The organism is Cupriavidus sp. 05L411, assembly GCF_056398045.1.
On record NZ_JBFTOQ010000053.1, the window covers coordinates 24,377 to 45,354 of the forward strand.

The 20,978-nt window shown below is 64.2% G+C and carries 31 protein-coding genes; 16 read left to right on the top strand and 15 right to left on the bottom strand.

Annotation, left to right across the window (positions count from 1 at the left end):
- Window positions 1-211: 211 nt before the first annotated feature.
- The 5 genes from kdsB to AC1DQR_RS35155 form a co-directional block, all read right to left on the bottom strand.
- The gene (kdsB, locus tag AC1DQR_RS35135) at window positions 212-1,021 is read right to left on the bottom strand and encodes a 3-deoxy-manno-octulosonate cytidylyltransferase (protein ID WP_477134709.1); all 810 of its coding nucleotides are present in this window, start codon (window positions 1,019-1,021) and stop codon (window positions 212-214) included.
- A 12-nt stretch (window positions 1,022-1,033) separates the two neighbouring features.
- On the bottom strand, window positions 1,034-1,222 hold the full coding sequence (locus tag AC1DQR_RS35140) for a Trm112 family protein (RefSeq protein ID WP_043344047.1): 189 nt from the start codon (window positions 1,220-1,222) through the stop codon (window positions 1,034-1,036).
- Window positions 1,203-2,312, bottom strand: a complete 1,110-nt coding sequence (gene lpxK, locus AC1DQR_RS35145) for a tetraacyldisaccharide 4'-kinase (RefSeq protein WP_477134710.1) — start codon at window positions 2,310-2,312, stop codon at window positions 1,203-1,205. Before lpxK ends, AC1DQR_RS35140 begins: the two co-directional genes overlap by 20 nt.
- Before the next feature lie 199 nt (window positions 2,313-2,511).
- Window positions 2,512-2,940: an ExbD/TolR family protein gene (locus tag AC1DQR_RS35150; protein ID WP_043344052.1), complete on the bottom strand. Its 429-nt coding sequence runs from the start codon at window positions 2,938-2,940 to the stop codon at window positions 2,512-2,514.
- Between the two features lie 6 nt (window positions 2,941-2,946).
- The gene (locus tag AC1DQR_RS35155; protein WP_006157938.1) at window positions 2,947-3,567 is read right to left on the bottom strand and encodes a MotA/TolQ/ExbB proton channel family protein; all 621 of its coding nucleotides are present in this window, start codon (window positions 3,565-3,567) and stop codon (window positions 2,947-2,949) included.
- Window positions 3,568-4,621: 1,054 nt separating this feature from the next.
- Here AC1DQR_RS35155 and xseA point away from each other — a divergent pair.
- A complete protein-coding gene (xseA, locus tag AC1DQR_RS35160; RefSeq protein ID WP_477134711.1) occupies window positions 4,622-6,007 on the top strand; it encodes an exodeoxyribonuclease VII large subunit in 1,386 nt (461 codons plus the stop codon).
- A gap of 153 nt (window positions 6,008-6,160) precedes the next feature.
- On the top strand, window positions 6,161-6,742 hold the full coding sequence (gene sodB, locus AC1DQR_RS35165; protein WP_006157940.1) for a superoxide dismutase [Fe]: 582 nt from the start codon (window positions 6,161-6,163) through the stop codon (window positions 6,740-6,742).
- A 39-nt stretch (window positions 6,743-6,781) separates the two neighbouring features.
- Here sodB and AC1DQR_RS35170 read toward each other — a convergent pair whose 3' ends face one another.
- On the bottom strand, window positions 6,782-7,018 hold the full coding sequence (locus AC1DQR_RS35170) for a type 2 periplasmic-binding domain-containing protein (RefSeq protein WP_416047709.1): 237 nt from the start codon (window positions 7,016-7,018) through the stop codon (window positions 6,782-6,784).
- 174 nt (window positions 7,019-7,192) lie between these two features.
- The gene (locus AC1DQR_RS35175) at window positions 7,193-8,110 is read right to left on the bottom strand and encodes a LysR family transcriptional regulator (protein WP_477134712.1); all 918 of its coding nucleotides are present in this window, start codon (window positions 8,108-8,110) and stop codon (window positions 7,193-7,195) included.
- A 166-nt stretch (window positions 8,111-8,276) separates the two neighbouring features.
- Between AC1DQR_RS35175 and AC1DQR_RS35180 the strand changes: the two genes are divergently transcribed.
- The 5 genes from AC1DQR_RS35180 to AC1DQR_RS35200 all read left to right on the top strand — a co-directional run bounded on the left by AC1DQR_RS35180 (window position 8,277) and on the right by AC1DQR_RS35200 (window position 12,194).
- Window positions 8,277-9,227, top strand: a complete 951-nt coding sequence (locus tag AC1DQR_RS35180) for an alpha/beta fold hydrolase (protein WP_416047711.1) — start codon at window positions 8,277-8,279, stop codon at window positions 9,225-9,227.
- Between the two features lie 40 nt (window positions 9,228-9,267).
- The gene (locus tag AC1DQR_RS35185; protein ID WP_416047712.1) at window positions 9,268-10,251 is read left to right on the top strand and encodes a glutathione S-transferase family protein; all 984 of its coding nucleotides are present in this window, start codon (window positions 9,268-9,270) and stop codon (window positions 10,249-10,251) included.
- A 41-nt stretch (window positions 10,252-10,292) separates the two neighbouring features.
- Window positions 10,293-11,327, top strand: a complete 1,035-nt coding sequence (locus AC1DQR_RS35190) for an alpha/beta fold hydrolase (RefSeq protein ID WP_416047713.1) — start codon at window positions 10,293-10,295, stop codon at window positions 11,325-11,327.
- A gap of 281 nt (window positions 11,328-11,608) precedes the next feature.
- Window positions 11,609-11,908: a hypothetical protein gene (locus tag AC1DQR_RS35195; RefSeq protein WP_416047714.1), complete on the top strand. Its 300-nt coding sequence runs from the start codon at window positions 11,609-11,611 to the stop codon at window positions 11,906-11,908.
- Window positions 11,909-11,999: 91 nt separating this feature from the next.
- Complete coding sequence (locus AC1DQR_RS35200) at window positions 12,000-12,194, top strand: hypothetical protein (protein WP_043344120.1); 195 nt, start codon at window positions 12,000-12,002, stop codon at window positions 12,192-12,194.
- A 39-nt stretch (window positions 12,195-12,233) separates the two neighbouring features.
- Here AC1DQR_RS35200 and AC1DQR_RS35205 read toward each other — a convergent pair whose 3' ends face one another.
- A complete protein-coding gene (locus AC1DQR_RS35205; RefSeq protein WP_416047715.1) occupies window positions 12,234-13,112 on the bottom strand; it encodes a lipid A biosynthesis lauroyl acyltransferase in 879 nt (292 codons plus the stop codon).
- A gap of 178 nt (window positions 13,113-13,290) precedes the next feature.
- Window positions 13,291-13,530: a hypothetical protein gene (locus AC1DQR_RS35210; protein WP_477134713.1), complete on the bottom strand. Its 240-nt coding sequence runs from the start codon at window positions 13,528-13,530 to the stop codon at window positions 13,291-13,293.
- A gap of 343 nt (window positions 13,531-13,873) precedes the next feature.
- Here AC1DQR_RS35210 and AC1DQR_RS35215 point away from each other — a divergent pair, with 343 nt between their 5' ends.
- The 6 genes from AC1DQR_RS35215 (at window position 13,874) to AC1DQR_RS35240 (ending at window position 16,918) form a co-directional block, all read left to right on the top strand.
- Window positions 13,874-14,077, top strand: coding sequence for a cold-shock protein (locus tag AC1DQR_RS35215; protein WP_006157950.1), 204 nt, complete (start codon window positions 13,874-13,876; stop codon window positions 14,075-14,077).
- Window positions 14,078-14,174: 97 nt separating this feature from the next.
- Window positions 14,175-15,089 (top strand): trypsin-like peptidase domain-containing protein, encoded by a 915-nt coding sequence (locus AC1DQR_RS35220; protein ID WP_416047716.1) that lies wholly within the window; start codon window positions 14,175-14,177, stop codon window positions 15,087-15,089.
- Window positions 15,090-15,150: 61 nt separating this feature from the next.
- Complete coding sequence (locus AC1DQR_RS35225; RefSeq protein WP_416047717.1) at window positions 15,151-15,435, top strand: hypothetical protein; 285 nt, start codon at window positions 15,151-15,153, stop codon at window positions 15,433-15,435.
- Window positions 15,436-15,627: 192 nt separating this feature from the next.
- The gene (locus tag AC1DQR_RS35230; RefSeq protein ID WP_416047718.1) at window positions 15,628-15,951 is read left to right on the top strand and encodes a hypothetical protein; all 324 of its coding nucleotides are present in this window, start codon (window positions 15,628-15,630) and stop codon (window positions 15,949-15,951) included.
- Between the two features lie 95 nt (window positions 15,952-16,046).
- Window positions 16,047-16,331 carry a hypothetical protein gene (locus AC1DQR_RS35235; protein WP_150988690.1) on the top strand — a complete coding sequence of 95 codons (285 nt, stop codon included), beginning with the start codon at window positions 16,047-16,049 and terminating at the stop codon, window positions 16,329-16,331.
- A 212-nt stretch (window positions 16,332-16,543) separates the two neighbouring features.
- Window positions 16,544-16,918 carry a hypothetical protein gene (locus AC1DQR_RS35240; RefSeq protein WP_416047719.1) on the top strand — a complete coding sequence of 125 codons (375 nt, stop codon included), beginning with the start codon at window positions 16,544-16,546 and terminating at the stop codon, window positions 16,916-16,918.
- Between the two features lie 72 nt (window positions 16,919-16,990).
- Here the strand turns inward: AC1DQR_RS35240 and AC1DQR_RS35245 are convergent, their stop codons facing one another.
- From AC1DQR_RS35245 to AC1DQR_RS35255, 3 genes are all read right to left on the bottom strand, one after another.
- Window positions 16,991-17,245, bottom strand: coding sequence for a translation initiation factor 1 (locus AC1DQR_RS35245; RefSeq protein WP_416047720.1), 255 nt, complete (start codon window positions 17,243-17,245; stop codon window positions 16,991-16,993).
- Window positions 17,246-17,326: 81 nt separating this feature from the next.
- Entirely contained in the window at window positions 17,327-17,548 is a 222-nt protein-coding gene (infA, locus tag AC1DQR_RS35250) for a translation initiation factor IF-1 (RefSeq protein WP_006157957.1), read from the bottom strand.
- Between the two features lie 74 nt (window positions 17,549-17,622).
- A complete protein-coding gene (locus AC1DQR_RS35255) occupies window positions 17,623-17,880 on the bottom strand; it encodes an isochorismatase (RefSeq protein WP_416047721.1) in 258 nt (85 codons plus the stop codon).
- Between the two features lie 531 nt (window positions 17,881-18,411).
- Here AC1DQR_RS35255 and AC1DQR_RS35260 point away from each other — a divergent pair.
- On the top strand, window positions 18,412-18,612 hold the full coding sequence (locus AC1DQR_RS35260; RefSeq protein ID WP_150988681.1) for a hypothetical protein: 201 nt from the start codon (window positions 18,412-18,414) through the stop codon (window positions 18,610-18,612).
- 27 nt (window positions 18,613-18,639) lie between these two features.
- Here the strand turns inward: AC1DQR_RS35260 and AC1DQR_RS35265 are convergent, their stop codons facing one another.
- Both AC1DQR_RS35265 and AC1DQR_RS35270 read right to left on the bottom strand, forming a co-directional pair.
- Complete coding sequence (locus AC1DQR_RS35265) at window positions 18,640-18,882, bottom strand: hypothetical protein (RefSeq protein WP_043344153.1); 243 nt, start codon at window positions 18,880-18,882, stop codon at window positions 18,640-18,642.
- Window positions 18,883-18,992: 110 nt separating this feature from the next.
- Window positions 18,993-19,262, bottom strand: coding sequence for a hypothetical protein (locus AC1DQR_RS35270; RefSeq protein ID WP_006157961.1), 270 nt, complete (start codon window positions 19,260-19,262; stop codon window positions 18,993-18,995).
- 223 nt (window positions 19,263-19,485) lie between these two features.
- Here AC1DQR_RS35270 and AC1DQR_RS35275 point away from each other — a divergent pair, with 223 nt between their 5' ends.
- Together AC1DQR_RS35275 and AC1DQR_RS35280 are read left to right on the top strand one after the other, a co-directional pair.
- Window positions 19,486-19,623: a hypothetical protein gene (locus AC1DQR_RS35275; RefSeq protein WP_006157962.1), complete on the top strand. Its 138-nt coding sequence runs from the start codon at window positions 19,486-19,488 to the stop codon at window positions 19,621-19,623.
- Window positions 19,624-19,839: 216 nt separating this feature from the next.
- A complete protein-coding gene (locus AC1DQR_RS35280; protein ID WP_043344159.1) occupies window positions 19,840-20,061 on the top strand; it encodes a hypothetical protein in 222 nt (73 codons plus the stop codon).
- 371 nt (window positions 20,062-20,432) lie between these two features.
- Here AC1DQR_RS35280 and AC1DQR_RS35285 read toward each other — a convergent pair.
- Window positions 20,433-20,978: tripartite tricarboxylate transporter permease (locus AC1DQR_RS35285; RefSeq protein WP_477134714.1), on the bottom strand; the 546-nt coding region annotated here is incomplete at its 5' end.

Below are 20,978 nucleotides of genomic sequence, written 5' to 3' on the forward strand. Positions count from 1 at the left end.
GCCGCTGGCGGCGGGCGGGTACCGATCGGGCTCACTTTTCATCTCCCCACCGAGCCTTGGCCGGGCGCCCGGGCGCCCGACGGCTCTGTATCGTCAAGCATTATGCCATGAGGCGGCGCGAAATCGGCTTGCCGCTGCGGTGACATCTGTCATGACTTATGTCGTAAGTCATGCGATGACCGCCGCAGCCGGCGGCCATCGCCAAGTGCGCTCAGGGGCCTTCCTGCGCCATGGCCTGCGCCCAAAGCGCACGCACGCGGTCCAGGTCGGCCTGCGTGTCAACGCCCGGCGCGGGCACAGCCGCTGTCTCCAGCACGCCGATGCGCTCGCCATGCCACATCGCACGCAGCTGCTCCAGGGCTTCCGTCTGCTCCACCGGCGACAGCGCCAGCGTGGGAAAGCGCCGCAGGAATCCGGCGCGGTAGGCGTACAGGCCGATATGGCGCAATACCGGCATGGCCGGTAATGCCACCTGGGCGGTGACTGCCGCCGCGGCCGGCACGCCGGCCCAGGCGTCGCGGGCCCAGGGGATCGGCGCGCGGGAGAAATACAGCGCGCGGCCAGCGGCATCGCACACCACTTTCACCACATTGGGGTTGAACACCTCAGCAATCTCGCTGATCGGATGCGCGGCGGTGGCAATGGCGCAATCGGCATGGTGCGCCAGGTGCAGCGCCACCTCGTCGATCAGGCTGGGCTCGATCAGCGGCTCATCGCCCTGCACATTGACCACGATGGCGTCGTCCAGCAGGCCTAGCCATGTTGCCACTTCGGCCAGGCGGTCGGTGCCCGAGGGGTGGTCGGCACGCGTGATCACGGCTTCGATGCCATGCGCCGCGCAGGCTGCCGCCACTTCGGGCGCGTCGGTGGCGACCACCGTGCGCTGCGCCGACGAGGCATGGGCGCGCTCGGCCACGCGCACGATCATGGGCTTGCCGCCGATATCGGCCAGCGGCTTGTTGGGCAGCCGGGTGGAGGCCAGGCGCGCCGGGATGACGACGGTAAAAGCGGGCAGCGACATGGTGCGAGCCGCTTATTCCGGCGAGACCAGCCGGCCCGGCACGGTCTGGCGTGCCTCATCGGCCAGCATGATGGGAATGCCATCGCGGATCGGATAGGCCAGTTTGTCGACCTGGCAGATCAGTTCCTGGGCGGCGCGGTCATGTTCCAGCTTGCTCTTGCACAGCGGGCAGACCAGGATTTCAAGCAGCCGGTTGTCCATCTTGCGTTTCCTTGGTGTGGCCGGCGGCGGTCGCGGCGCCCGGCGCTGTGGGAGCGGCCTGGGCATGCGCGGCGACGGCGCGGCGAATTTTTTCGATCAGGCCCGCGTCGATCACGGGCGTGGTGGGGACGACCCAGATCCGCGGGTCCAGCGGGTCACTGAGGCGCTCGCATTTTACGGCATCCTTCTCGGTGATCAGGATCGCATCGGCCGCCTGCGCGACAGGATCGCCGGCGAACGGGTCTTCGGCGAAGTCGTAGTGGTCCGGCAGGGGCATGGTGTCCGGCGCGAGGCCGGCTGCGCGCAGGCTGGCGAAGAAGCGCTCGGGGTTGCCGATGCCGGCGGCGGCCAACACGCGCTGCCCGGCAAACGCCGACAGCGGCTTGGCCATGGTCGGGTCGGCCAGCTGCCAGGCATCGTCCAGCACCAGGCGCATGCCGTAGACATCCGGCTGGCTCGGGCTGGGGCGGAAGTCCGGGTCGTTGATCAGGGTGGCGTCGCGACGGCGCGAGAGCGATTCGCGCAGCGGGCCGGCCGGCAGCAGCAWGCCGTTRCCGCCCATGCGSGWRTCGAACATCACGATCTCGAAGTCGCGYTGSAGCTTGTAGTGCTGCAGGCCATCGTCGAGCAGCAACACGTTGACGCCGGGATGCGAGACCAGCATGGTCTGCGCGCACAGCGCCCGGTCGGGGAAGACCCAGACCGGCACGTCGGTGGCGCGCGCGATCAAGAGCGGCTCGTCACCCACGTCCTTGGCCTGCGAGGTGGGCTTGACCCGGCGCGGATGCTTGAGCTTGACGCCGTAGCCGCGCGAGACCACGCCTGGGCGCAGGCCGGACTCGGCCAGCGCATGGGCCAGCGCGATCACCGCGGGGGTCTTGCCGGTGCCGCCCACGGTCACGTTGCCGACCACCACCACCGGCATCGGCAGGCGCGTCGAGCTGTACCAGCCGCGCCGGTATGCCAGGCGCCGCCAGCCGCTGACCAGGCCGAACACCCACGACAGCGGCAGCATCAGCCAGGCGAACCAGCCGCGGCGTTGCCACTGGGCGGTCACGAAGTCGGCAAGGGCGTTGCGGGGAGCGGGCATGGGCGTGGTAGGCAGGGCTGGGCGGTAATGCTGCGTTGAAAGGAGCAGGGGTGGGGCCGGGGACAGTAGCATGGCGCGCCGGCGCGATGGCGTCATCGCGGGGCAGCGCAAGCGAGCTACCCGGTCATTATGGGCACCTTGCGGCGCCCGCCGCAAGGTGCGGCTCGCGGCGGGGGATTGCATCCCCGCGCCAGGCCGCTCAGCGTGCCTGCGAGCTCTGCGTGGCGAAGGTCAGGCGGGGCAGCCCGGCCAGGCGGGCGGCTTCCATGACGTTGATCACGGACTGGTGCGTGGCCTGCGCATCCGCATTGACGATCAGCACGGGCGGCTGGCCATCGGCCGGGCCGGCTACCTCGCGCAGGCGCTGGGCCAGGCTGGTCACGTCCTGCTGGTCCATGACCTGCTTGTTGATCGAATAGACACCCTTGGCGGATACGGATACCACGATCTCGCCGGGGCGCTGCTGCGCCTTTTCGGCGTCGGCGGTCGGCAGCTGGATCTGCAGCTCGGTATAGCGCGAGTACGTGGTCGTGATCATCAGGAAGATCAGGATCACGAGCAGGACGTCGATCAACGGGATGAGGTTGATCTCCGGTTCTTCACGCCGCTGGCGGGATCGGAAGTGCATGGCGTATCAGGCGCGGCGCTGCGGCAGGATGGCGTCCAGGAAGGCGGTGGCGCGGAATTCCAGCTCAGCCACGTAGTCGTCCACGCGCCGGCGGAAGTAGCGCCAGAAGATCAGTGCCGGAATCGCGATGATCAGGCCGAAGGCGGTGTTATAGAGCGCCACCGAGATGCCATGTGCCAGCTGTTCGGGGCTGGCGCCGGCGCCGCCCTGACTGCCGAAGATCTCGATCATGCCGATCACGGTGCCCAGGAGGCCCATCAGCGGTGCGACCGAGGCGATCGTGCCTAGTGCGTTCAGGTAGCGCTCCAGCTCGTGCGCCACGGCGCGCCCGGCTTCCTCGACCACTTCCTTGGCGGCATCGCGCGACGTATGGGGCTGCAACACCACATGGCGCAGGCCAGCGGCCAGCACGCGGCCCAGCGGGGAGTTCTGCTCCAGCGTGTTGACCACCTCCGGCGTGGCGCGGCGCTGGTGCGCCACCGACAGGGCTTCGTCGTACAGCTTGGGCGGCAGCACCTTGCTGCGCTTCAGGCTGAGGAAACGCTCGACAATCAGCGCCAGGGCGATGACCGAGGCGAGCAACAAGGGCCAGATCGGCCAGCCGGCAGCTTGAATGATGGAAAACACGTGGAACCCCGAGTCAACGGCTTGTGTGCTCATGCCAGGCGCCGCGGCCGTGCGCGCGCTGGCTATGTTCGAAAAAATCAGGCGCCACTCTAACCCGCAGCACTGGGCGGGGCAAGACGCAGCATCACGGTGTGTCTGCCGCGCATCGTGCGCGCGACGTGCTGGAAGCGGCGACTGCCGGGATGTCCACATGGAACAGGGACAGTGCTGTGGATGAATTGTGGACAGAGGGCTGACAAGGCGCTCAAGTCACTGATTGATAAGGAAAAATTGTGCGTCGCTTAAAAAACGGGCAAGCGGCGAGTGACGAGGACATCCTCCGGACGCGCGCGAACCGCCCAAAACCGGAGTCCGGTCTATCCACATTAAAACAGGACAGTGCTGTGGACCGTTTGTGGACAGGCGCCTGAAAAGAATGCTAAGTCATTGATTGGAAAGGCGGGTATACATGGTGCCTAAATAATGTGCAGGGCACGCCAGATGGGCTTTGCGGGGGCCTCCAACGCCCCGTGAAGGAAAAAATCCCGCCATGTCTCCCCCTTTCCACATTCCGCCGGGACAGTCTTGTGGACGGGTTGTGGAAAACTATCTGAGAAGCCACTTAAGTCATTGATTGAAAAGCGCTTCATACATGCTGATTAAAAAATGGGCAACGGCCATTTGCACCGTGTTTTCCCGTCTCCGCGCTCATGCTCTGGACATGGCCATGCCATGTCGCGGCAAGGAGGCCTTGCGATCTCTTTTGGCCGCCGGATGGGCATTTCCGGCGGGCAGGAAATAGTTTTCCACAGATAACGCGTTCTACCCAAGGTTGTCCAGAGTTCCTGTGGATAACTTTGTGAACAAGCCGGGGGTGCAGCCGGTAAGTGTTTGACGCATAAGGGGTTTGCTTACATTGCCTAAAAAATAAGACAGCCGAAAGCGCATAAGAATCAAAGGCTTGTGTCAAGTCATGCGGCCTTGCGGGGTTATTGCCTCCCCCACCCCAAGAGACTTGACAGACCAGTTATGCTGTGGACATGTCAATTCCACGCCGCTTGCCCGGCCGTGCGCCATGTCAGAACCGCTGAACTTTTCGCGTGAAACCCAGCCTATGGCCCCTCCCGGGGCGCGTGAGGCGATTCCCGTCGGAGAGCTGAACCACGCGATCGCCCAGGTACTGGAACGTAGTTTCCCGCTGACCTGGGTCCGGGGCGAAATCTCAAATTTCACACGCGCCGCCAGCGGCCACTGGTATTTCTCGCTCAAGGACGCGCGCGCCCAGATCCGCTGCGTGATGTTCCGCGGGCGCAACCAGCATGTCGACTTCACGCCGCGCGAGGGCGAGGCGGTCGAGGTGCGGGCGCTCGTATCCATGTATGAGGCGCGCGGCGAGTTGCAGCTCGGCGTGGAGGGCATGCGCCGCGCTGGCCTTGGCAATCTGTACGAGGCATTCCTGCGCCTGAAGGAAAAGCTCTCGCAGGCCGGGCTGTTCGCGCCCGAGCGCAAGCGGCCGCTGCCGGTCCACGCCCGCACCATTGGCGTGATCACCTCGCTGCAGGCGGCGGCACTGCGCGACGTGATCAGCACGCTGCGCCGGCGCGCCCCGCATGTGCCCGTCGTGGTTTACCCGGTGCCGGTACAGGGCGCCGGCGCTGCGGCGAAGATCGCCGCCATGATCGACACCGCCAGCGAGCGCAACGAATGCGATGTGTTGATCCTGTGCCGTGGCGGCGGCAGCATCGAGGACCTGTGGTCGTTCAATGAGGAGAGCGTGGCGCAGGCCATTGCGCGCTGCGCCGTGCCGGTGGTCTCCGGCGTGGGCCACGAGACCGATTTCACCATCGCCGACTTCGTCGCCGACGTGCGCGCGCCCACGCCCACCGGCGCCGCCGAGCTGGTCAGCCCGGACCGCAGCCATATGCTGATGCAAGCCAGCCGCGCGCGCGACGCGCTGGCCCAGTGCATGCAGCGCCAGCTCGACCGGCGCGCCCAGAACCTTGACTGGCTGGCCCGCCGCCTGCGCAGCCCGCAAGCGCAGCTGCAGGAGCGCCGCCTGCAGGTCGACAACCTCATGCGTCACCTACGCTCAGCGCTGCGCGATACCGTGGCCGCCCAGCGCCACCGCCAGCAGGTGCTGGCCATGCGCTGGGCGGCTGGCCGGCCTGACCTGGCCCAGGCCCAGGCCGAGTTGCGCCGCACCGCGCTGCGCCTGCGCGATGCCACGCAGCGCCAGGTTGAGCGCGCCGGCCAGCACCTCGAGCGTGCCGCCGGCACGCTCGAGGTGCTGGCGCCGCAGCGCACCCTGGAGCGCGGCTATGCCGTGCTGCTGGACCAGCGCGGACGCGCCTTGCGCTCACCGTCGGAGCTGCGCGCGGGCACCGTGATCGAAGTCCACCTGGCCGAAGGCGTGGCCGATGCCAGCCTCGCCAGCGTTCAGCCCCGGCTGGTGGAACGCTAAGCCCGGCGCGCGTCGGCGGACCGCCGACAGCGCTTGCATATCGATCAAACTAATATGATCGAAGGGGCTTTGTTTGCCGCGTTTGCGCGGGTATGGCAAGTCCCCTACAATCGACAATTCCTGATCTTCAACCCCACAGAAAGAGACAGAACAATGGAACATACTCTCCCCCCGCTGCCTTACGCTCATGATGCGCTCGCTCCGCACATCTCCAAGGAGACCCTGGAGTTCCACCACGACAAGCACCACCAGACCTACGTCACCAACCTGAACAACCTGATCAAGGGCACCGAGTTCGAAAACTCGACGCTCGAAGAGATCGTCAAGAAGTCCTCCGGCGGCATCTTCAACAACGCTGCCCAGGTGTGGAACCACACCTTCTACTGGGACTCGCTCAAGCCCAACGGCGGCGGCCAACCGACCGGCGCGCTGGCCGATGCCATCAACGCCAAGTTCGGCTCCTTCGACAAGTTCAAGGAAGAATTCACCAAGACCGCGGTCGGCACCTTCGGTTCGGGCTGGGCCTGGCTGGTGAAGAAGGCCGACGGTTCGCTGGACCTGGTCTCGACCTCCAACGCCGCTACCCCGCTGACCACCGATGCCAAGCCGCTGCTGACCTGCGACGTGTGGGAACACGCTTACTACATCGATTACCGCAATGCCCGCCCGAAGTATGTCGAGGCATTCTGGAACGTCGTGAACTGGGACTTCGCCAGCAAGAACTTCGCTGGTTGATCTAGCGGTTGCTTCGGCACCAGAAGTTGAAAGAGCCCCTTACCTGGTTAAGGGGTTTTTTTTGTCGAGGAATTCCGTGGGCTTGAATTGACGTATTTCTTCGTATCCTGTCGGCTGCCAGATTGGCGGCATCCGCGCGGCGGTCTCGCGCAGCAGCTTGCGTAGCCAGACGATAGCCGGGTCGCCTTCCTGATACTTCCGCCACTGAAGATTCTCCGCGAATCGAGGCAAGTCAAGCGAGCACTTGATGATCCGCAAGCCGAAGCGTTTTGCCATTTGTTGTGCGAGTCTCGATGACGGAGTGGCGATCCGCGCTGTCCCCAGGAGAAGCTCGGGCATGAGTGTGAAGTTCGAGATTTGCCGCGCCTTCGGGGACTGGTTGCGGCAACACACAGTCTCTGTTCTACCGTGACGCGGAAAGTAACCCTTTAACCCCCGCAGCGCCGCGGCTCAGGCAAACAGATCCATGCCCTGCACCAGGCGCTTCGCCAGCCGTGGCTGCCGAAACTGGTCCAGCCACCATTCCAGCGCGCGGCCCTCATGGTCGCCCCGCCACGCCACATACAGCGTGTTGGGCTCGCGCGGATCGGCCGTGCGCTTTTCCACCAGCTCCCCACGCTTGAGCAGCGAGGCCACGCGGTGCCGCGGCAGCCAGCCGACGCCCAGCCCCTCGCRCTGCGCCAGGATCTTCGCGCGCATGCTCGGCACCGCCAGCGAGGCTTGCCCGCCCACCAGGCCGTAGGCCCGCCCTGCGGTACCGCGCGATGAATCGGCCACGGCCACGCCCCGGTGCGCCGAGATGCGCTGGCGCGTGAGCGGCTCGGCTACGCCGGCAAGCGGGTGGCGCGGCGCCACGGCAAAGACCCATTCGACCACACCGAGCTCGAACCAGCGCAGGCCGGGGATGGCGGGTGGCTCATTGGTCGCGCCGACGATCACATCGGCGCGGCCGTCGCGCAGCGCTTCCCAGGTGCCGCTGAGGACTTCGTGGGTCAGGCGCAGCGCCACGCCGGATTTGAGCGCATCGAAGCTGCGGATCACCGGCATCAGCAATTCGAACTCGAGCACTTCATCCGTGACGATCCATAGACGATCTTCCCAGCCGCTCGCCACCTGCCGCACGCGCTGGGTCATGCGCGATACGTCCTGCATCAGGCGCGCGGCCTCTTCGGCCAGCAGGTGGCCGGCAGGGGTGAGTTGCAGGCGGTAGCGGCGGCGGTCGAACAGCAGGGCGTCAAAGCGGCCCTCCAGTTGCCGGGCGGCGTGGGAGACGGTCGATGGCGCCTTGCCCAGGCGCGCCGCGGCGCGCGAGAGGCTGCCGCTGTCCCGGATGGCTTCCAGCAAGGCCAGTTCGTCTTCTGACAACATGTTCAACTCCGTCGAACGAGTTCATCGGGAAAATCGTACGGCAAAACACATGTGCCGGCGCAATATTCGTCGCAATGCTTCACCCGATTCCCGAAACCCCTTTGTTTGCAAGCGCCGTCGGCCAGGAGAGTACGTCCAGCCATGGCACAGTCACCGGAGAAAAGTCATGGCTCTCATTCATCGCATCGCAAGCTACGCCGGCGCCGCATTGCTGGTGTTCTGCGCGCTCGCTGCGCCACGCGCCGAAGCCGCTGCCGCCGTCGTCTCTCATACGATCAAGGCGAACGGCGTTGCCTTGCACTACCTGCAATCCGGGCGCGGTAGTGGCACGCCGGTCGTGCTACTGCACGGCTACGCGGAATCCAGCCATATGTGGCTGCCGCTGATGGCGAAGCTTGGTGACAAGCGTACCGTGATCGCGCCGGACCTGCGCGGCGCGGGCGACTCGGCGATGACCGAGTCGGGCTACGAGAAGAAGAACCTGGCGCAGGACATTCACGCCATGGTCCAGGCTCTCGGCTATCGCAAGATCAACCTCGTCGGCCACGATATCGGCCTGATGGTGGCTTACGCTTACGCCGCGCAGTACCCGGACGAAGTGGAAAGCGTGACGCTGATGGATGCGTTCCTGCCTGGCGTGGGCGACTGGCAAAAGGTCTGGCTGCTGCGCGACAAGTGGCACTTCAACTTCTACGGCGACACGCCGGAGAAGCTGGTGAAGGGCCGCGAGCGTACCTACTTTGAACACTTCTGGAACGATTTCGCCGCTGACCCGAAGCACTCGGTGTCGGAGGCAAATCGCCGGATCTATGCTGCCAACTACGCCAAGCCGGGCCGGATGCGCGCGGGATTCGAGTTCTTCCGTGCGTTCCCGCAGGATGCCGAAGACTTCGCGGCGCTGGCAAAGCACCCGCTGCCGATGCCCATGCTGGTGCTGGCGGGCGAGAAGGCTTCGGGTAGTTTCCTGATCGACCAGGCGCGTCTCGTCGCCACCCATGTGCAAGGCGTGATCGTCAAGGGCTCGGGGCACTGGCTGATGGAAGAAGCGCCAGGGCAGACCATTTCAGCTATCGTGCAGTTCATCGACGCGCCGTCGCAACCCGTTAGCGCCGACTAAAGACGCCTACCTCACCGCATCAAAAAAAAGGAGTATCGACATGGGACTGCTCGTCAACGGCAAATGGCAAGACCGCTGGTACGACACGGCATCCACCGGCGGCCGCTTCGTTCGCAAGGACGCTGCCTTTCGCAACTGGGTGACGCCCGATGGCGCCGCAGGCCGGAGCGGCGCCGGTGGCTTCAAGGCCGAGGCCGGGCGCTATCACCTGTACGTGAGCCTGGCCTGCCCGTGGGCGCACCGCACGCTGATCATGCGCACGCTCAAGGGGCTGGAAGAGATGATCAGCGTATCCACGGTGCACTGGCTGATGCTCGGCGAGGGATGGACGTTCGCCGAGGGCGCGGGCGTGGTGCCGGACACGGTCAACGGTGCGCGGCTCTTGCACCAGGTCTACACCGGCGCCGATCCTGACTACACCGGGCGCGTCACGGTGCCCGTGCTGTGGGACAAGCAGCGGGCAACCATCGTCAATAATGAGTCGTCAGAGATCATCCGCATGTTCAACACCGCCTTCGATGGTATTGGCACCAGGGCGGGCGACTACTATCCGGCGGCGCTGCGCGCGGAAATCGACGAGGTCAACGCACGGGTATACGACACGCTCAACAATGGCGTCTACAAGTCCGGCTTTGCCACCACGCAAGATGCATATGAAGAGGCGGTGACACCGTTGTTCGATACGCTCGACTGGCTCGAGGCGCGGCTCGCCACGCGCCGCTTCCTGCTGGGCGACCGGCTTACCGAGGCCGACATCCGCCTGTTCACAACGCTGGTACGCTTTGACGCGGTTTATGTGGGGCACTTCAAGTGCAACCTGCGGCGCATCGCCGACTATCCGAACCTGTCTGGCTTTACGCGCGACATCTACCAGTTGCCGGGGATTGCGGCGACGGTCAATATCGACCATATCAAGCGGCACTACTATGAAAGCCACCGCTCCATCAATCCGAGTGGCGTGGTGCCGGCGGGGCCGGTGCTGGACTTTGTCGCGCCGCCGGAGCGCGCGCGGCTGGCGGCGTAAGGCCGTTGTCCGTTTCTTTTTCGTTAGCCGAGACCACGCCCATGACGTTTCATCGCCAATTCCTGCTTGCCTTGCTCACATTGGCAGCCGTTGCCACCGCCCCTGTCGCGCTGGCTGCCGCCGACGATGGGCCCGCATATGGCCCCGAGCTGGAAGGCTTCGACTATCCGGCGCCGGTGCAGCAGTTCGCGTTCACCTCGCAAGGCGAGGCGATGCAGATGGCTTACATGGACATCAAGCCAGAGCGCGCCAACGGCCGCACCGCGGTCTTGCTGCATGGAAAGAACTTCTGCGCGGCGACCTGGGGGGACACGATCAAGGTGCTCAGCACGGCCGGGTATCGCGTCATTGCGCCGGACCAGATCGGCTTCTGCAAATCCAGCAAGCCGGCGCACTATCAGTACAGTTTCCAGCAACTGGCGCGCAACACCCACGCCTTGCTGGAATCCATCGGGATCCAGCAGGCGACGGTGATCGGGCATTCCACGGGGGGCATGCTGGCGATGCGCTATGCGCTGATGTACCCGCAGCAAACCGAGCGGCTCGCCCTCGTCAACCCGATCGGCCTGGAAGACTGGAAGGCGCTGGGCGTGCCGTCCTTGTCGGTGGATCAATGGTATGCCCGTGAGCTCGCCACCAATGCCGACAAGATACGCAGCTACGAACAGGCTACCTACTATGTCGGCACATGGCGCCCCGAGTACGAGCCCTGGGTGCAGATGCTGGCGGGCATGAACCGCGGCCCGGGCAAGCAGCAGGTGGCCTGGAACTCCGCGCTGATCTACGACATGATCTTCACGCAGCCGGTCGTGTACGAGTTGGGCGCGTTGAAGACGCCAACCTTGCTGCTGATCGGCGACAAGGACACTACGGCCATCGCCAAGGATGCAGCACCGCCGGAAGTCCGCGCGAAGGTCGGCAACTATCCGGTGCTGGCGCAGCGCACCTTGAAGGCGCTGCCGAGCGCCAGGCTGGTCGAGTTTCCCGAGTTGGGCCACGCGCCGCAGATGCAGGATCCAAAGGCGTTCCACAAGGCGCTGCTGGATGGCCTGGCGGCGTTGCCGGCAAGCCGGTAGCACGAATGCCGAAGGCGTGCGGGGCGGGGGCGGCGGCTGAGGGAATGAATCCTGCATGGGGGTAGGGCAAGGCCGCTTTGCCCGTGGCTGTCACGCACTGGCGGTTGCCGCCGCCAGATCTCTGGTCTGCCGTTACCGAACAAGAACACGCCATCTTGTACCTTCTCCAACCCATGCGGGCCGCGTTTTGTAAAAAATGCAGTGCTATCGCCACCGTTCTCAGTCGATCCGCCGCGCACGACAAGCTCGCGCCCAGTAGCCACTTTTGCCTTCTTCATGTCGTGCTCGCTACGTTGACGCTTGGCGTGCCGGCAGGCCATGCCTTTGCCGAGCAGACGGAGGCGGCATCTGCGGTCGAAGTGGCGCAGTGCGGGGATCTGCTCGCCATCGTGCGCGATAGCCTGGTCAAGGAAGTGGAAGTGCCTTGTGCTCACCCTTCGCCAGCGGCATGCAACGAACGCAAGCGTCCGCTACTGGCCATCACCGCCTATATCCGCGAGCGCAGCACCAGCCGAGGCGACGATTGCGACACGCTGCTGGAAGTGAATCGCCGCCTGCGCGCCTTGCCTCCAAAGCGCTGACAGGCCGCGCCGTGGTGCTACCATGCGCGCAGCTTGCTAGCCTGGGCATCAGGCCCGGGCGGCAGAGTTCGACTTTTGCAGGAGAATCTGGATGGATCCGACAGTTGTGATCAGCACCTTCGAGCGCATCGCCAACGACGACACGGTGGAGCTATCGGTGGACGACGCCGTGGCCGGCCTGGCCGCGCTGCTTGCCAGCGAGCCGTTTTCCGACGCGGCGCGTGCGCTGCTGGAGACGGTGGGCGCCACGCTCTATCGCGTGGGCCTGGATGGCTACGAAGGCTGAAGGGAAAGTGGGCGGCGCGCGCGCGCCGCTCCAGGCATCTCAGTAGACAGGCGCTTCGCCCTCGGGGCGGTGCTTGAAGCGGCGATGCACCCAGTAGTATTGCTCTGGCATGGCGCGGACCTGTTGCTCCAGGAACGCGTTCATGCGCAGCGCGTCGACCTTCTCGTCGCCGGAGGGGTAGCCCGCCAGCGCGTCGAATATCTTCAGCTTGTAGCCGCGGTAGCCAGGCAGGACAGAGGTGGTGAAGGGCACGACGCGTGCGCCGCTGAGCGCGGCGAGACGCGACACCGAGGTGAGCGTGCAAGCGGGGACGTTGAAAAACGGCACGAATACCGAATCACGCAAGCCAAAATCCATGTCCGCCGCGAGCATCAGCGGCGTGCCCGACTTGAGCGCACGCAAGGCCTGGCGCACGCTGCCATTGCGCGGGATCATCTCGGTGCCGAACCTGCCGCGCTGCTGCTTGGCGAGTTGTTCCAGCAACGGGTTCGACATCTTCGAGTAGAGCGATGCCACCGGATGCTTGATCGAGTAGAACATGCAGCCGGCCTCGATCGCCACGAAATGGAATCCCAGGAAGATGGTCGGGCCGGCCTCGGTGTTGCCGAGCTCGATGGCGGACTCCAGCTCGACCAGGTCATTGAGCTGGCCGGCGCAGCCATACCATTGCACGCCGCGTTCCAGGTAGCTTCGAATCACGTGGCTGAAATGCGCCTGCCCCAGGGCATGTCGATGCGCTTCGCTCTGGTCGGGAAAGCAAAGCCGCAGGTTGGTCTGCACGACGCCGCGGCGCCGGCTTGGAAAGCGATAGAGCAGGGCGCCCAGGCCCATGCCAATGCGGGCGCACACGCCATAGGGCAAGGCGGCGAGCAAGCGCAGCAGGCTGACGGTGAAAAATAGTCCGATACGCTGGATCATCCTGTTCCTGAAAGGTTGCCGCGTGGCGTGACGCGCGCCGCCGCGGGCGTGCGGCGCTGTCTCGCGTGAAAGACGCGGCAGTGGTGGTGATTGCCAGCTACTGGGCTTGCGGGGCCTGTTGGGCCCGTCTTGTGGGTGCGGTGCTATGGCGCCGTGTCGGTGCGGGCGCGTGCCTGCATCATTGAAGGTCCGGGACCGGCGCCTGCTGCGGCGCCAGCTGCCAGCCCTGCGCATCGACGTTCTTGCCGTCGCGGTAGGTCCAGCCGGTGCCACAGGCCTGGCACACAAAGGTACTGACTGTCATTGCAGGGCGGCGTGGCGCCTTGATGCGCTGCGTGTCGGTGATTCTGAGCAACGCATGGCCTGGCGAGCCACCACGGTTGGTGTCGATGGCGAGGCAGGCTGGGCAAGGCGACATGCGGAATCCGACGGCGGAAGGTGGGTGACTGTAGCACGTTCATGCTGCAATAAACCGCCGCCGCGAGCTTGTGTCTGCTCACGCACGTGGGCGCGCGATGCGTGGCGCCAGGTGTGGAAAAGACCGTGCCCGCAACCAATGAGGCACTTTTTTCTTCGGTAAGTTGACATGCCTATCCCAGGCCTGTATAAACGTTGGTGCAGGATCTTTCAAGCGGTTACTCAGATGTTATGGATCGTCCCCTCCAAGCGGCGATTCGTTTGCTCCATGTTCCTTCCTTGATCGTCATGCCTGGTGAGCATCAGGCTCATCCAGAACTTTTAAGGTTTAAAGGATATCCAGCATGGAAACCGGTACCGTCAAGTGGTTCAACGACTCCAAGGGCTTCGGCTTCATCACCCCTGACGCAGGCGGCAACGACCTGTTCGCGCATTTCTCGGAAATTCAAGGCGGCGGTTTCAAGTCGCTGCAAGAAGGCCAGAAAGTGCGTTACGTCGCAGGCGTTGGCCAAAAGGGCCCCGCAGCGACCAAGATCGAGCCGATCTAATCGAGCCGATTCGAATCGCCTAGAAAAAAGCCCCGCTTAGCGGGGTTTTTTTTTTACCGACCGGGAATCATCGAGGTGCGCAAGCGCATAAAACATCATGCCTATGGTCGAATCCATCCTTCTAGCTGCCGTCCGGGTTTCGTCCTTCGAGGGCCAGCAGCCGCTGACCAACGCAAGCGGATTCTTTTTCGAGCGAGATGGCAGGCTCTTCGTGGTGACCAGCCGCCATGTGGTGTTCGACGAGCCAAGCAAGCACCACCCGGACCGCATCGAGATCGAGTTGCACAGCCAGCCGGAAAACATGGCCGACTCGATCGGCTTTTCGATTCCGCTGTACCGTGACGGGCTTGCCGTCTGGCGCGAAGGCGAGGACGGCGGCGGCCCGGTCGATGTCGCCGTGGTGGAGATCGAGCGCAAGGCGTTGCCGCCCAAGCTGCTTTACCGGGCCTTCACGCCGGAGCATCTGGCGCAGCCTTCTGATCGCGTCGAGGTGGGTGACTCCCTGTTGATCGTCGGATTTCCGCTGGGTTTTCATGACGCGCTTCATCATCTGCCGGTTGCGCGCCAGGCCGTGGTCGCATCCGCGTACGGATTGCGCTTCCAGGGCCAGGGGTTTTTCCTGACCGATGCCAGGACTCACCGCGGCACCAGCGGCGCGCTCGTGGTCTCGCGCATGCGCGATGGCCGGGGCGACAAGCTGGACCTGCCGTGGATACTGCTCGGCATCCACTCCGCTCGCTTCGACGTCGGCTCGCGCGACCTGGCGGAGGACGAAGTGCTTGGGCTGAACTCTGCCTGGTATGCGGACATGCTGCTGACCCTGACCGAGCCCGTGGCGGCAAAGCCCGCGCGGGCCGCGCCTGGCGCTGCCGCTACTCCCGCCGCCGCTACGCCCCCGGTTGCTGCTGCTGCGGCCGTTGGCAATGTTGCAGCCACGCCGTCGGTTGTCCCGGCGGCCGCTCCCGCTCCCGCTCCCGCTCCCGCGCCAGTCCTGCCCTCTCGGCCAAAATAAAGGTCATGGAGCGGCTCTCAATAGGAGTAGAGTGGGACTCAGTGGAACTGTGGAGTGCATCATGGACGTCAATCCGATTGCCAGCTACAAAGGGTTCGACTTATACCCTCTCGTGTACAAGCACGCCGTGGTGCGCACCTGGCCGGAACGCAGGCCGGACCGGACCTTCGATGCCGCCGTCGTGATCTGCCGCGAAGGGGGCGAGCCCGAAGGAACGCAGGCCCGTACGTTCCGCCTCGACGCAGTGCCGTGGGACAACGTCGGCGCTGCGCGCCGTGGTGTCGTTCGTTACGCCGAGGACATCATCAACGGCGCGATTCCCGGGCAATCCGTCGTCTCGCTCTGACGCCAAGAGCGATATGCGGCAATGTCCGTCGTTGCACGAGGATAACGCAGGCGCGCCTGCCATGTCCTCGCCTGTCCATGGCTTGGCCGAGCTGCCAGCCACCGCTGCATCGTCGCCAGTTGACGAGATCCCCGGGATGTCCTGCTTGTCCGTCCGACCGACGGCGCGCCGATCGGTCGCTGGTGCGTCGTCATGTTAGATCTCGTTGCCTTCGTGAAGCCCGTCCTTGACGAGATCACCGGGCAAGACGTCAGGATCTGGCCGGCGGGGCAACGCGTGGTGACGGCAAACTGGCAGATCCCTGATGCCAGGAGCTTTACCTGGCCAGCCAGGGCGCTTGAAATAGAGATGGCGCAGGACGTCGCGGAGCAATTGAGCAACGCGGACCAGGACGCCTTATATCAACTACAACGCAGCCTTGACCGGTATCTGCGCGCACGCCTTGGCGTCCATTGCAAGCAGGACAAGCCAGGGAACGCGATCGTGATTGTTGTCGATCGCCTGATGGCTCCCTAGCTTGCCCGCGTGCTGGCGCATTGGGCCTCGGCATTGGCCATTGCGAGCGAACCGGCACAAGGCCAGCTGCGGCATCAAGCCGCCTGGAGCACTACATGAACAATACGCCTTCCGCCTGCTACAAGGGTTTCGACCTCTATCCGCTGGTGTACAAGATCCAGCCCGCGCAATCCTGGCCGAGGACCAAGCCGGATCGCAGCTTCAACGCGTCCGTGGTGATCTGCCGCGAAGGCCATCGGCCCGGCAGTGAGCGCACGCGCGTGTTCCGCCTGGAAAGCACCCCTTGGGAGAATATCGGCACGGCGCGCAGGGGGGCCGTGAAGTTCGGTGAAGATATTATTAACGGGCTGATCCCCGGGGAGTCTGTCGCTACGCTGTAACGCTGCGCCGGCAGAATCCGGCCCGGTAGCGCGGCGTTGTCCGCGCTTGCCATGATGCTCGCGTTGCCAACTGGTATCGTAGGGCTGGCCCGGCCGCCGCCAGGCATTGGGAAGCAAGAGGAAACGGGACCGCGCCGTGCAATGCCCGCCCTGCCGGTCTACCTGTCAAAACCTGCCGCGCGCAGTTGCGCCGGCCCGCGAGCGTATACGTCATGAACAAGGTTGCCACACCATCCAACTTCCTCTGCACGCTACCGGGGCAAGGCAAGGGCATCGCTTACCATGTAGCCGTCAGCTTTCTCGACTCCAGTCATCCGACGGGTGTGCGCTTCACCAGTTTCGTCGGCGAGGGCAGGCGTTCATTCGGGGTTCAGGCCAACGAGGCGGCCTTGACGGGCGAAATGGTCGACAGCTTCGAGGCATTGTGCCGGCTGGCGATCGGGCAAGCGATTCGTGACAACCTCTATGACAAGGCTGGCGAAGGCGACTACGTGCTGGACCTGGGCGCGCAGCCTTTCGAGGGCGAATTGCGCCCGGTTGGTTCGCGCGTTGGTGTCAGCATGCCGCGCATGCGGTTTCCTGGCTGAGCCATCGCGTTTCCTGGCGCTGGCACGGGCGCGGGGAGCGCCCGGGAGATCGTGCTGGTCCGGACTGCCTGGCTAGACGCCGAATGCCGGGCTGCCGAAGCGGTCCAGCAGCGATTCAATCAATGCCATGTCTTTGGTCTGCGGCGTCCTGTCTTCCGTGGCGCGCGACGGGCCGCAATAGGTTGCGGATACATGCCTGCGCACGGTCAGCACTTCGTCCGCGGGGCGCTCCGCCGTGACTTCCGGTCCCGGCACGTGGCGATAGCTTCCGCCTACCCAGCCACCTGGCGTCAGGTGCATCTCTTCCCATTCTTCGCTGATCGACATGATTCTTCCTTTCGTTAGAGGGTGGGAGGGGCCGCGGGGCCAACAGCTTGACGGCGCGGCAGCGTATCCGGCCAGCCAGTATCAGTACTTGTGGCGGTAGTTGATCCGGCCCTTGGTCAGGTCGTAGGGCGACATTTCCAGCGTGACGCGATCGCCGGCCAGGATACGAATGCGGTTCTTCTTCAGGCGGCCGGACGAATAGGCCCACACCTGGAAACCATTTTCCAGGATGACGCGAAAACGGTTGTCCGGCAGTACTTCCGATACTTGTCCACCAAATTCCACTAGTTCTTCTTTAGCCAAGGATGATCCTTTTGCAGCAAGACCTGCTGCACAGTAGGTTGAGACGCATGCGGGTTGCTTTTCGTGTGGCCGGCTTATTGCAGGCGCATATCGGCAGCGACGCTCTCGGCCGCGCGTCGGGCGGCCTGTTTAGCCTGGGCTTCGGTGCCATGCGTGGCATGGCGCATCGAGACGTTGGCGACGATGCATTCGGAGCCATTCTTGTATTCGGCGATCAGGTAGGTCGCAAACCACACGCCTGGCTCTTGTTGTATCGGGTAGACCGACACGGTGTACGGATTGGCGCGGTTGGCGCGGGTGGTGCTATTGGTGCGATTGATGCTTTGATTCAAGGTGTTGCCCTTATGCGGGCGGACGATCTGAGGCAACGTTGAGCGCATCTCGTGGTGCGCCGCGTGCTCTCTTCTGGCGATCGGTCGCCGTGTTTGCGTTGTCCAGCAACGGCAGGTCTCGCACATTTGCGCGAGAAAGGTGGCTGGTGATGAGTGGACCGTGCTTGCGCAGGCTGATGCGCCAGGTACATGCGCACAGGTTACGGAGCGGACATGCCGCCGGGTCGGGAGGGTGATGGGCGATTGTCGCCCTGAACGAATCGGGTGTACGCCCGACAGGCTGCCATTAATATTTTGATGGTGTCTGGCAGCCGGCACGTTTGGGCCGACGAGAAGAGGTCGGCGAACGGCCAAGATTGGCAATCATACCATTTTCCGTCAATCGGCGCTCGCTCGCGGATTTGCGCGTACGATAGACATGGCGTTGCGCATAGCGACCCTCGTGGCGCTGGTGTGGCCCGGCGCTACCTGTCGTATCACGGGAAAGCCGGTGCCCGATGCCCGGCAGGCCGTAACTGAACGAGGTGATCGATGCCGGAGAGTTTTTTCTATCAGGGCCATTACGTCAACCTGGAACTGACGCAGCGCACTTTCGGGCAATGGAACTGGGTCTATACCCTGGATACGCACGGCCGTTTTGAAAACCAGGGCAACGCGTTCAGCTCGCGCGAGCTTGCCATGGCGGATGCCCTGGAGAATGCAAAGGCCCGGATCGAGCGCCTGGGGCACTAGTTACGTGGCACCAGGCGCCTGGCCGCCTTACTTCCCCTCGTCGGGAATGTTGTATTGCGCCTGCAGTGTGGCCGTGAACGGCCGGATCTTTTCGATGCAGGCCGCGCTGTCGCCGCCTTCCATGGTGGACAGATTCCAGTTGCAGCCGCCCGCGTCCGGCGCATGCCAGCAAACGTCGCCGAAGCAGGCGCCGCTGCATTCCGCGAATTTCTGCTGCTCGGCGCGAATCATCGCGCGCAGTTCCGCCTTGTTCTTGATCTGTCGGTCCATGGTCGTCTCCTGTTTTTTCGTGGGGAAGTCTTGCTGGGCGTGGCTGCGGCCAGGCCGGTCAGGGCGGCCGCGCGATGGACTGCAATTCCGGGCGAATCGAGGGGGCGGGATTACTTGCGCTTGACGAAGGTGGACATGTCGTCGATGACGGTCCTGGCGTAGGACACGGCCAGGTCGATGGCATCGTGCGGCGTGTGCGCGACGTGTTCTAGCAAAGGTGGCACCAGCCTGAGCGAGCCGCTGTCGCCGCTGACCTGCGTGATGGTCACGGTGGCGAGAAAGCTCGCCCGGGCGAGTTCGGCATTGGCGCTTTCGTCGAACGAGCGACGTACATTGGCCGAGACCTTGAACCCCTTGTAGATCGCATGATTTTGAGACATGTTGATCTCCTTTCCTCAACGAGCATACGCTGTTTGCCCGGTGGCGTCCGATTTACTTGGCGGCGCAATGGCAGGTGGTTCTCAACCGGCGGCCGGCGGCGATTTTCCCGCTTCGGTCATGCGCAGGCACCTCGCGCGATATTTCACTGCGCGTTGGAGTAAGCGGGTATGCTGGATCTGCCGCCTGGCACGCAATGCAGTAACCCAATCGTGGAGACACACCATGGCCAAAGGTCAATTACGCGGTAATCGCGAAACCAAGAAGCCCAAGCAACCCAAGAAGCCGGTCGCACCGGCGGCACCGTTCGGTGCCGTCCAGTCGCGCGTCGGCAATGATGGCGCGGCAGGCAAGAAGAAGTAATCAAGGCGCGAATAAAGCGCGAATAAAGCGCAGCTGAAGTGCAACTGAGACGGAACGTCAGGCTGGACCACGCCATCTTGCGTTGCAGCAAGAAGCCCAGGGTGCCATCGCGACCGGTGTGCTCCCGTTCAGCGCCTGACGCTCACCCGAGGCGGTGGCGGTAACAAGCTGCCGCCGGGGCGTTCGAGACACCGGGAGTGCAAGATGAGGCGTGACATGTCCTTCGCGGACCGCGTGCTGACGGCACTGCGCGCTGACAGCCAGGCGATGATGACGGATCTCCAGCTCGCCAAGGCGCTGGGCAATGCCGATGCATCCAAGCTCAGCCACCATTTACTGCTGCTTCAGGATTCGGGCCTGGTCGCCAAGACCGCTACCTCCGGGTGGCGCCTGACCTGGGCCGGCCACGACCGCGCGGAAGCGCGCAGCGTCGCCTAGCAGGCATCCGGCCGGCCGCCAGCCCGGCCGCACAGACAAACCAAATCCCCCGCTATAAAGTACAAAGCCCGTGGCTATTGCGGCACGGGCTTTGTCACGCTATTTCTTGTCGGCGGGCTGTACCGCTTGCGGGTCAAACTGGCCGGGCTGGGAGGTCCTGCGCTTTTCGCCGGGTTGCTGGAAGTGTGTCTTCCAGGGTGTGGTCGGCGCTGTTTGCTGACCAGGTTGCCTGGGACTGTAATTCATTCAATACCMCCATCGATGTCCGTCCGTGCCGGGCCGGCACTCTCCCAGTGTAGGCTTGTGCCGGCCCTTTCCCTAACGCTGTTACCGATGAGCCGCCCGCCCGCGGCGGCGTCGCCATGCCGGCGTCATTCCTCCTGGAATGCTTCCTCGCGCTTGGCCTTGATCGACGGCAGGGCAACGATACAGACCAGCAGCCCGGCCGCGATCAGCAGGCCGAGCGACAACGGACGGGTCAGGAATACGGTGAATGTCCCCCGCGACAGCAAGAGCGCGCGGCGGAAGTTCTCCTCCATCATCGGCCCCAGCACAAAGCCCAGCAGCAGCGGCGCCGGCTCGCACTTGAGCTTGATGAACAGGTAGCCGATCACACCGAAGCCAGCCGCGGTGAAGACGTCGAAGGTCTGGTTGTTGACCGAGAACACGCCGATGCAGCAGAACACCAGGATGGCCGGGTACAGGTAGCGGTAGGGCACCTGCAGCAGTTTGACCCAGATGCCGATCAGCGGCAGGTTCAGGATGATCAGCATCAGGTTGCCGATCCACATCGAGGCGATCAGGCCCCAGAACAGCGCGGGGTTGCTGGTCATGACCTGCGGGCCCGGCTGGATGTTGTGGATGGTCATCGCGCCCACCATCAGCGCCATCACGGCGTTGGGCGGAATGCCCAGCGT

Excerpts from the sequence above, each read along its gene's own strand:
- AC1DQR_RS35280 (WP_043344159.1), top strand. The coding sequence starts at position 19,840 with ATGTCCTTCGCGGACCGCGTGCTGACGGCACTGCGCGCTGACAGCCAG.
- AC1DQR_RS35190 (WP_416047713.1), top strand. The coding sequence starts at position 10,293 with ATGACGTTTCATCGCCAATTCCTGCTTGCCTTGCTCACATTGGCAGCC.
- AC1DQR_RS35240 (WP_416047719.1), top strand. The coding sequence starts at position 16,544 with ATGAACAAGGTTGCCACACCATCCAACTTCCTCTGCACGCTACCGGGG.
- AC1DQR_RS35220 (WP_416047716.1), top strand. The coding sequence starts at position 14,175 with ATGCCTATGGTCGAATCCATCCTTCTAGCTGCCGTCCGGGTTTCGTCC.
- AC1DQR_RS35225 (WP_416047717.1), top strand. The coding sequence starts at position 15,151 with ATGGACGTCAATCCGATTGCCAGCTACAAAGGGTTCGACTTATACCCT.
- sodB (WP_006157940.1), top strand. The coding sequence starts at position 6,161 with ATGGAACATACTCTCCCCCCGCTGCCTTACGCTCATGATGCGCTCGCT.
- AC1DQR_RS35200 (WP_043344120.1), top strand. The coding sequence starts at position 12,000 with ATGGATCCGACAGTTGTGATCAGCACCTTCGAGCGCATCGCCAACGAC.
- AC1DQR_RS35170 (WP_416047709.1), bottom strand. The coding sequence starts at position 7,018 with ATGGCAAAACGCTTCGGCTTGCGGATCATCAAGTGCTCGCTTGACTTG.
- AC1DQR_RS35150 (WP_043344052.1), bottom strand. The coding sequence starts at position 2,940 with ATGCACTTCCGATCCCGCCAGCGGCGTGAAGAACCGGAGATCAACCTC.
- AC1DQR_RS35265 (WP_043344153.1), bottom strand. The coding sequence starts at position 18,882 with ATGGACCGACAGATCAAGAACAAGGCGGAACTGCGCGCGATGATTCGC.
- AC1DQR_RS35270 (WP_006157961.1), bottom strand. The coding sequence starts at position 19,262 with ATGTCTCAAAATCATGCGATCTACAAGGGGTTCAAGGTCTCGGCCAAT.
- AC1DQR_RS35185 (WP_416047712.1), top strand. The coding sequence starts at position 9,268 with ATGGGACTGCTCGTCAACGGCAAATGGCAAGACCGCTGGTACGACACG.
- AC1DQR_RS35245 (WP_416047720.1), bottom strand. The coding sequence starts at position 17,245 with ATGTCGATCAGCGAAGAATGGGAAGAGATGCACCTGACGCCAGGTGGC.
- AC1DQR_RS35180 (WP_416047711.1), top strand. The coding sequence starts at position 8,277 with ATGGCTCTCATTCATCGCATCGCAAGCTACGCCGGCGCCGCATTGCTG.
- AC1DQR_RS35205 (WP_416047715.1), bottom strand. The coding sequence starts at position 13,112 with ATGATCCAGCGTATCGGACTATTTTTCACCGTCAGCCTGCTGCGCTTG.
- xseA (WP_477134711.1), top strand. The coding sequence starts at position 4,622 with ATGTCAGAACCGCTGAACTTTTCGCGTGAAACCCAGCCTATGGCCCCT.
- AC1DQR_RS35215 (WP_006157950.1), top strand. The coding sequence starts at position 13,874 with ATGGAAACCGGTACCGTCAAGTGGTTCAACGACTCCAAGGGCTTCGGC.
- AC1DQR_RS35275 (WP_006157962.1), top strand. The coding sequence starts at position 19,486 with ATGGCCAAAGGTCAATTACGCGGTAATCGCGAAACCAAGAAGCCCAAG.
- AC1DQR_RS35140 (WP_043344047.1), bottom strand. The coding sequence starts at position 1,222 with ATGGACAACCGGCTGCTTGAAATCCTGGTCTGCCCGCTGTGCAAGAGC.
- AC1DQR_RS35210 (WP_477134713.1), bottom strand. The coding sequence starts at position 13,530 with ATGTCGCCTTGCCCAGCCTGCCTCGCCATCGACACCAACCGTGGTGGC.
- AC1DQR_RS35260 (WP_150988681.1), top strand. The coding sequence starts at position 18,412 with ATGCCGGAGAGTTTTTTCTATCAGGGCCATTACGTCAACCTGGAACTG.
- AC1DQR_RS35235 (WP_150988690.1), top strand. The coding sequence starts at position 16,047 with ATGAACAATACGCCTTCCGCCTGCTACAAGGGTTTCGACCTCTATCCG.
- AC1DQR_RS35230 (WP_416047718.1), top strand. The coding sequence starts at position 15,628 with ATGTTAGATCTCGTTGCCTTCGTGAAGCCCGTCCTTGACGAGATCACC.
- kdsB (WP_477134709.1), bottom strand. The coding sequence starts at position 1,021 with ATGTCGCTGCCCGCTTTTACCGTCGTCATCCCGGCGCGCCTGGCCTCC.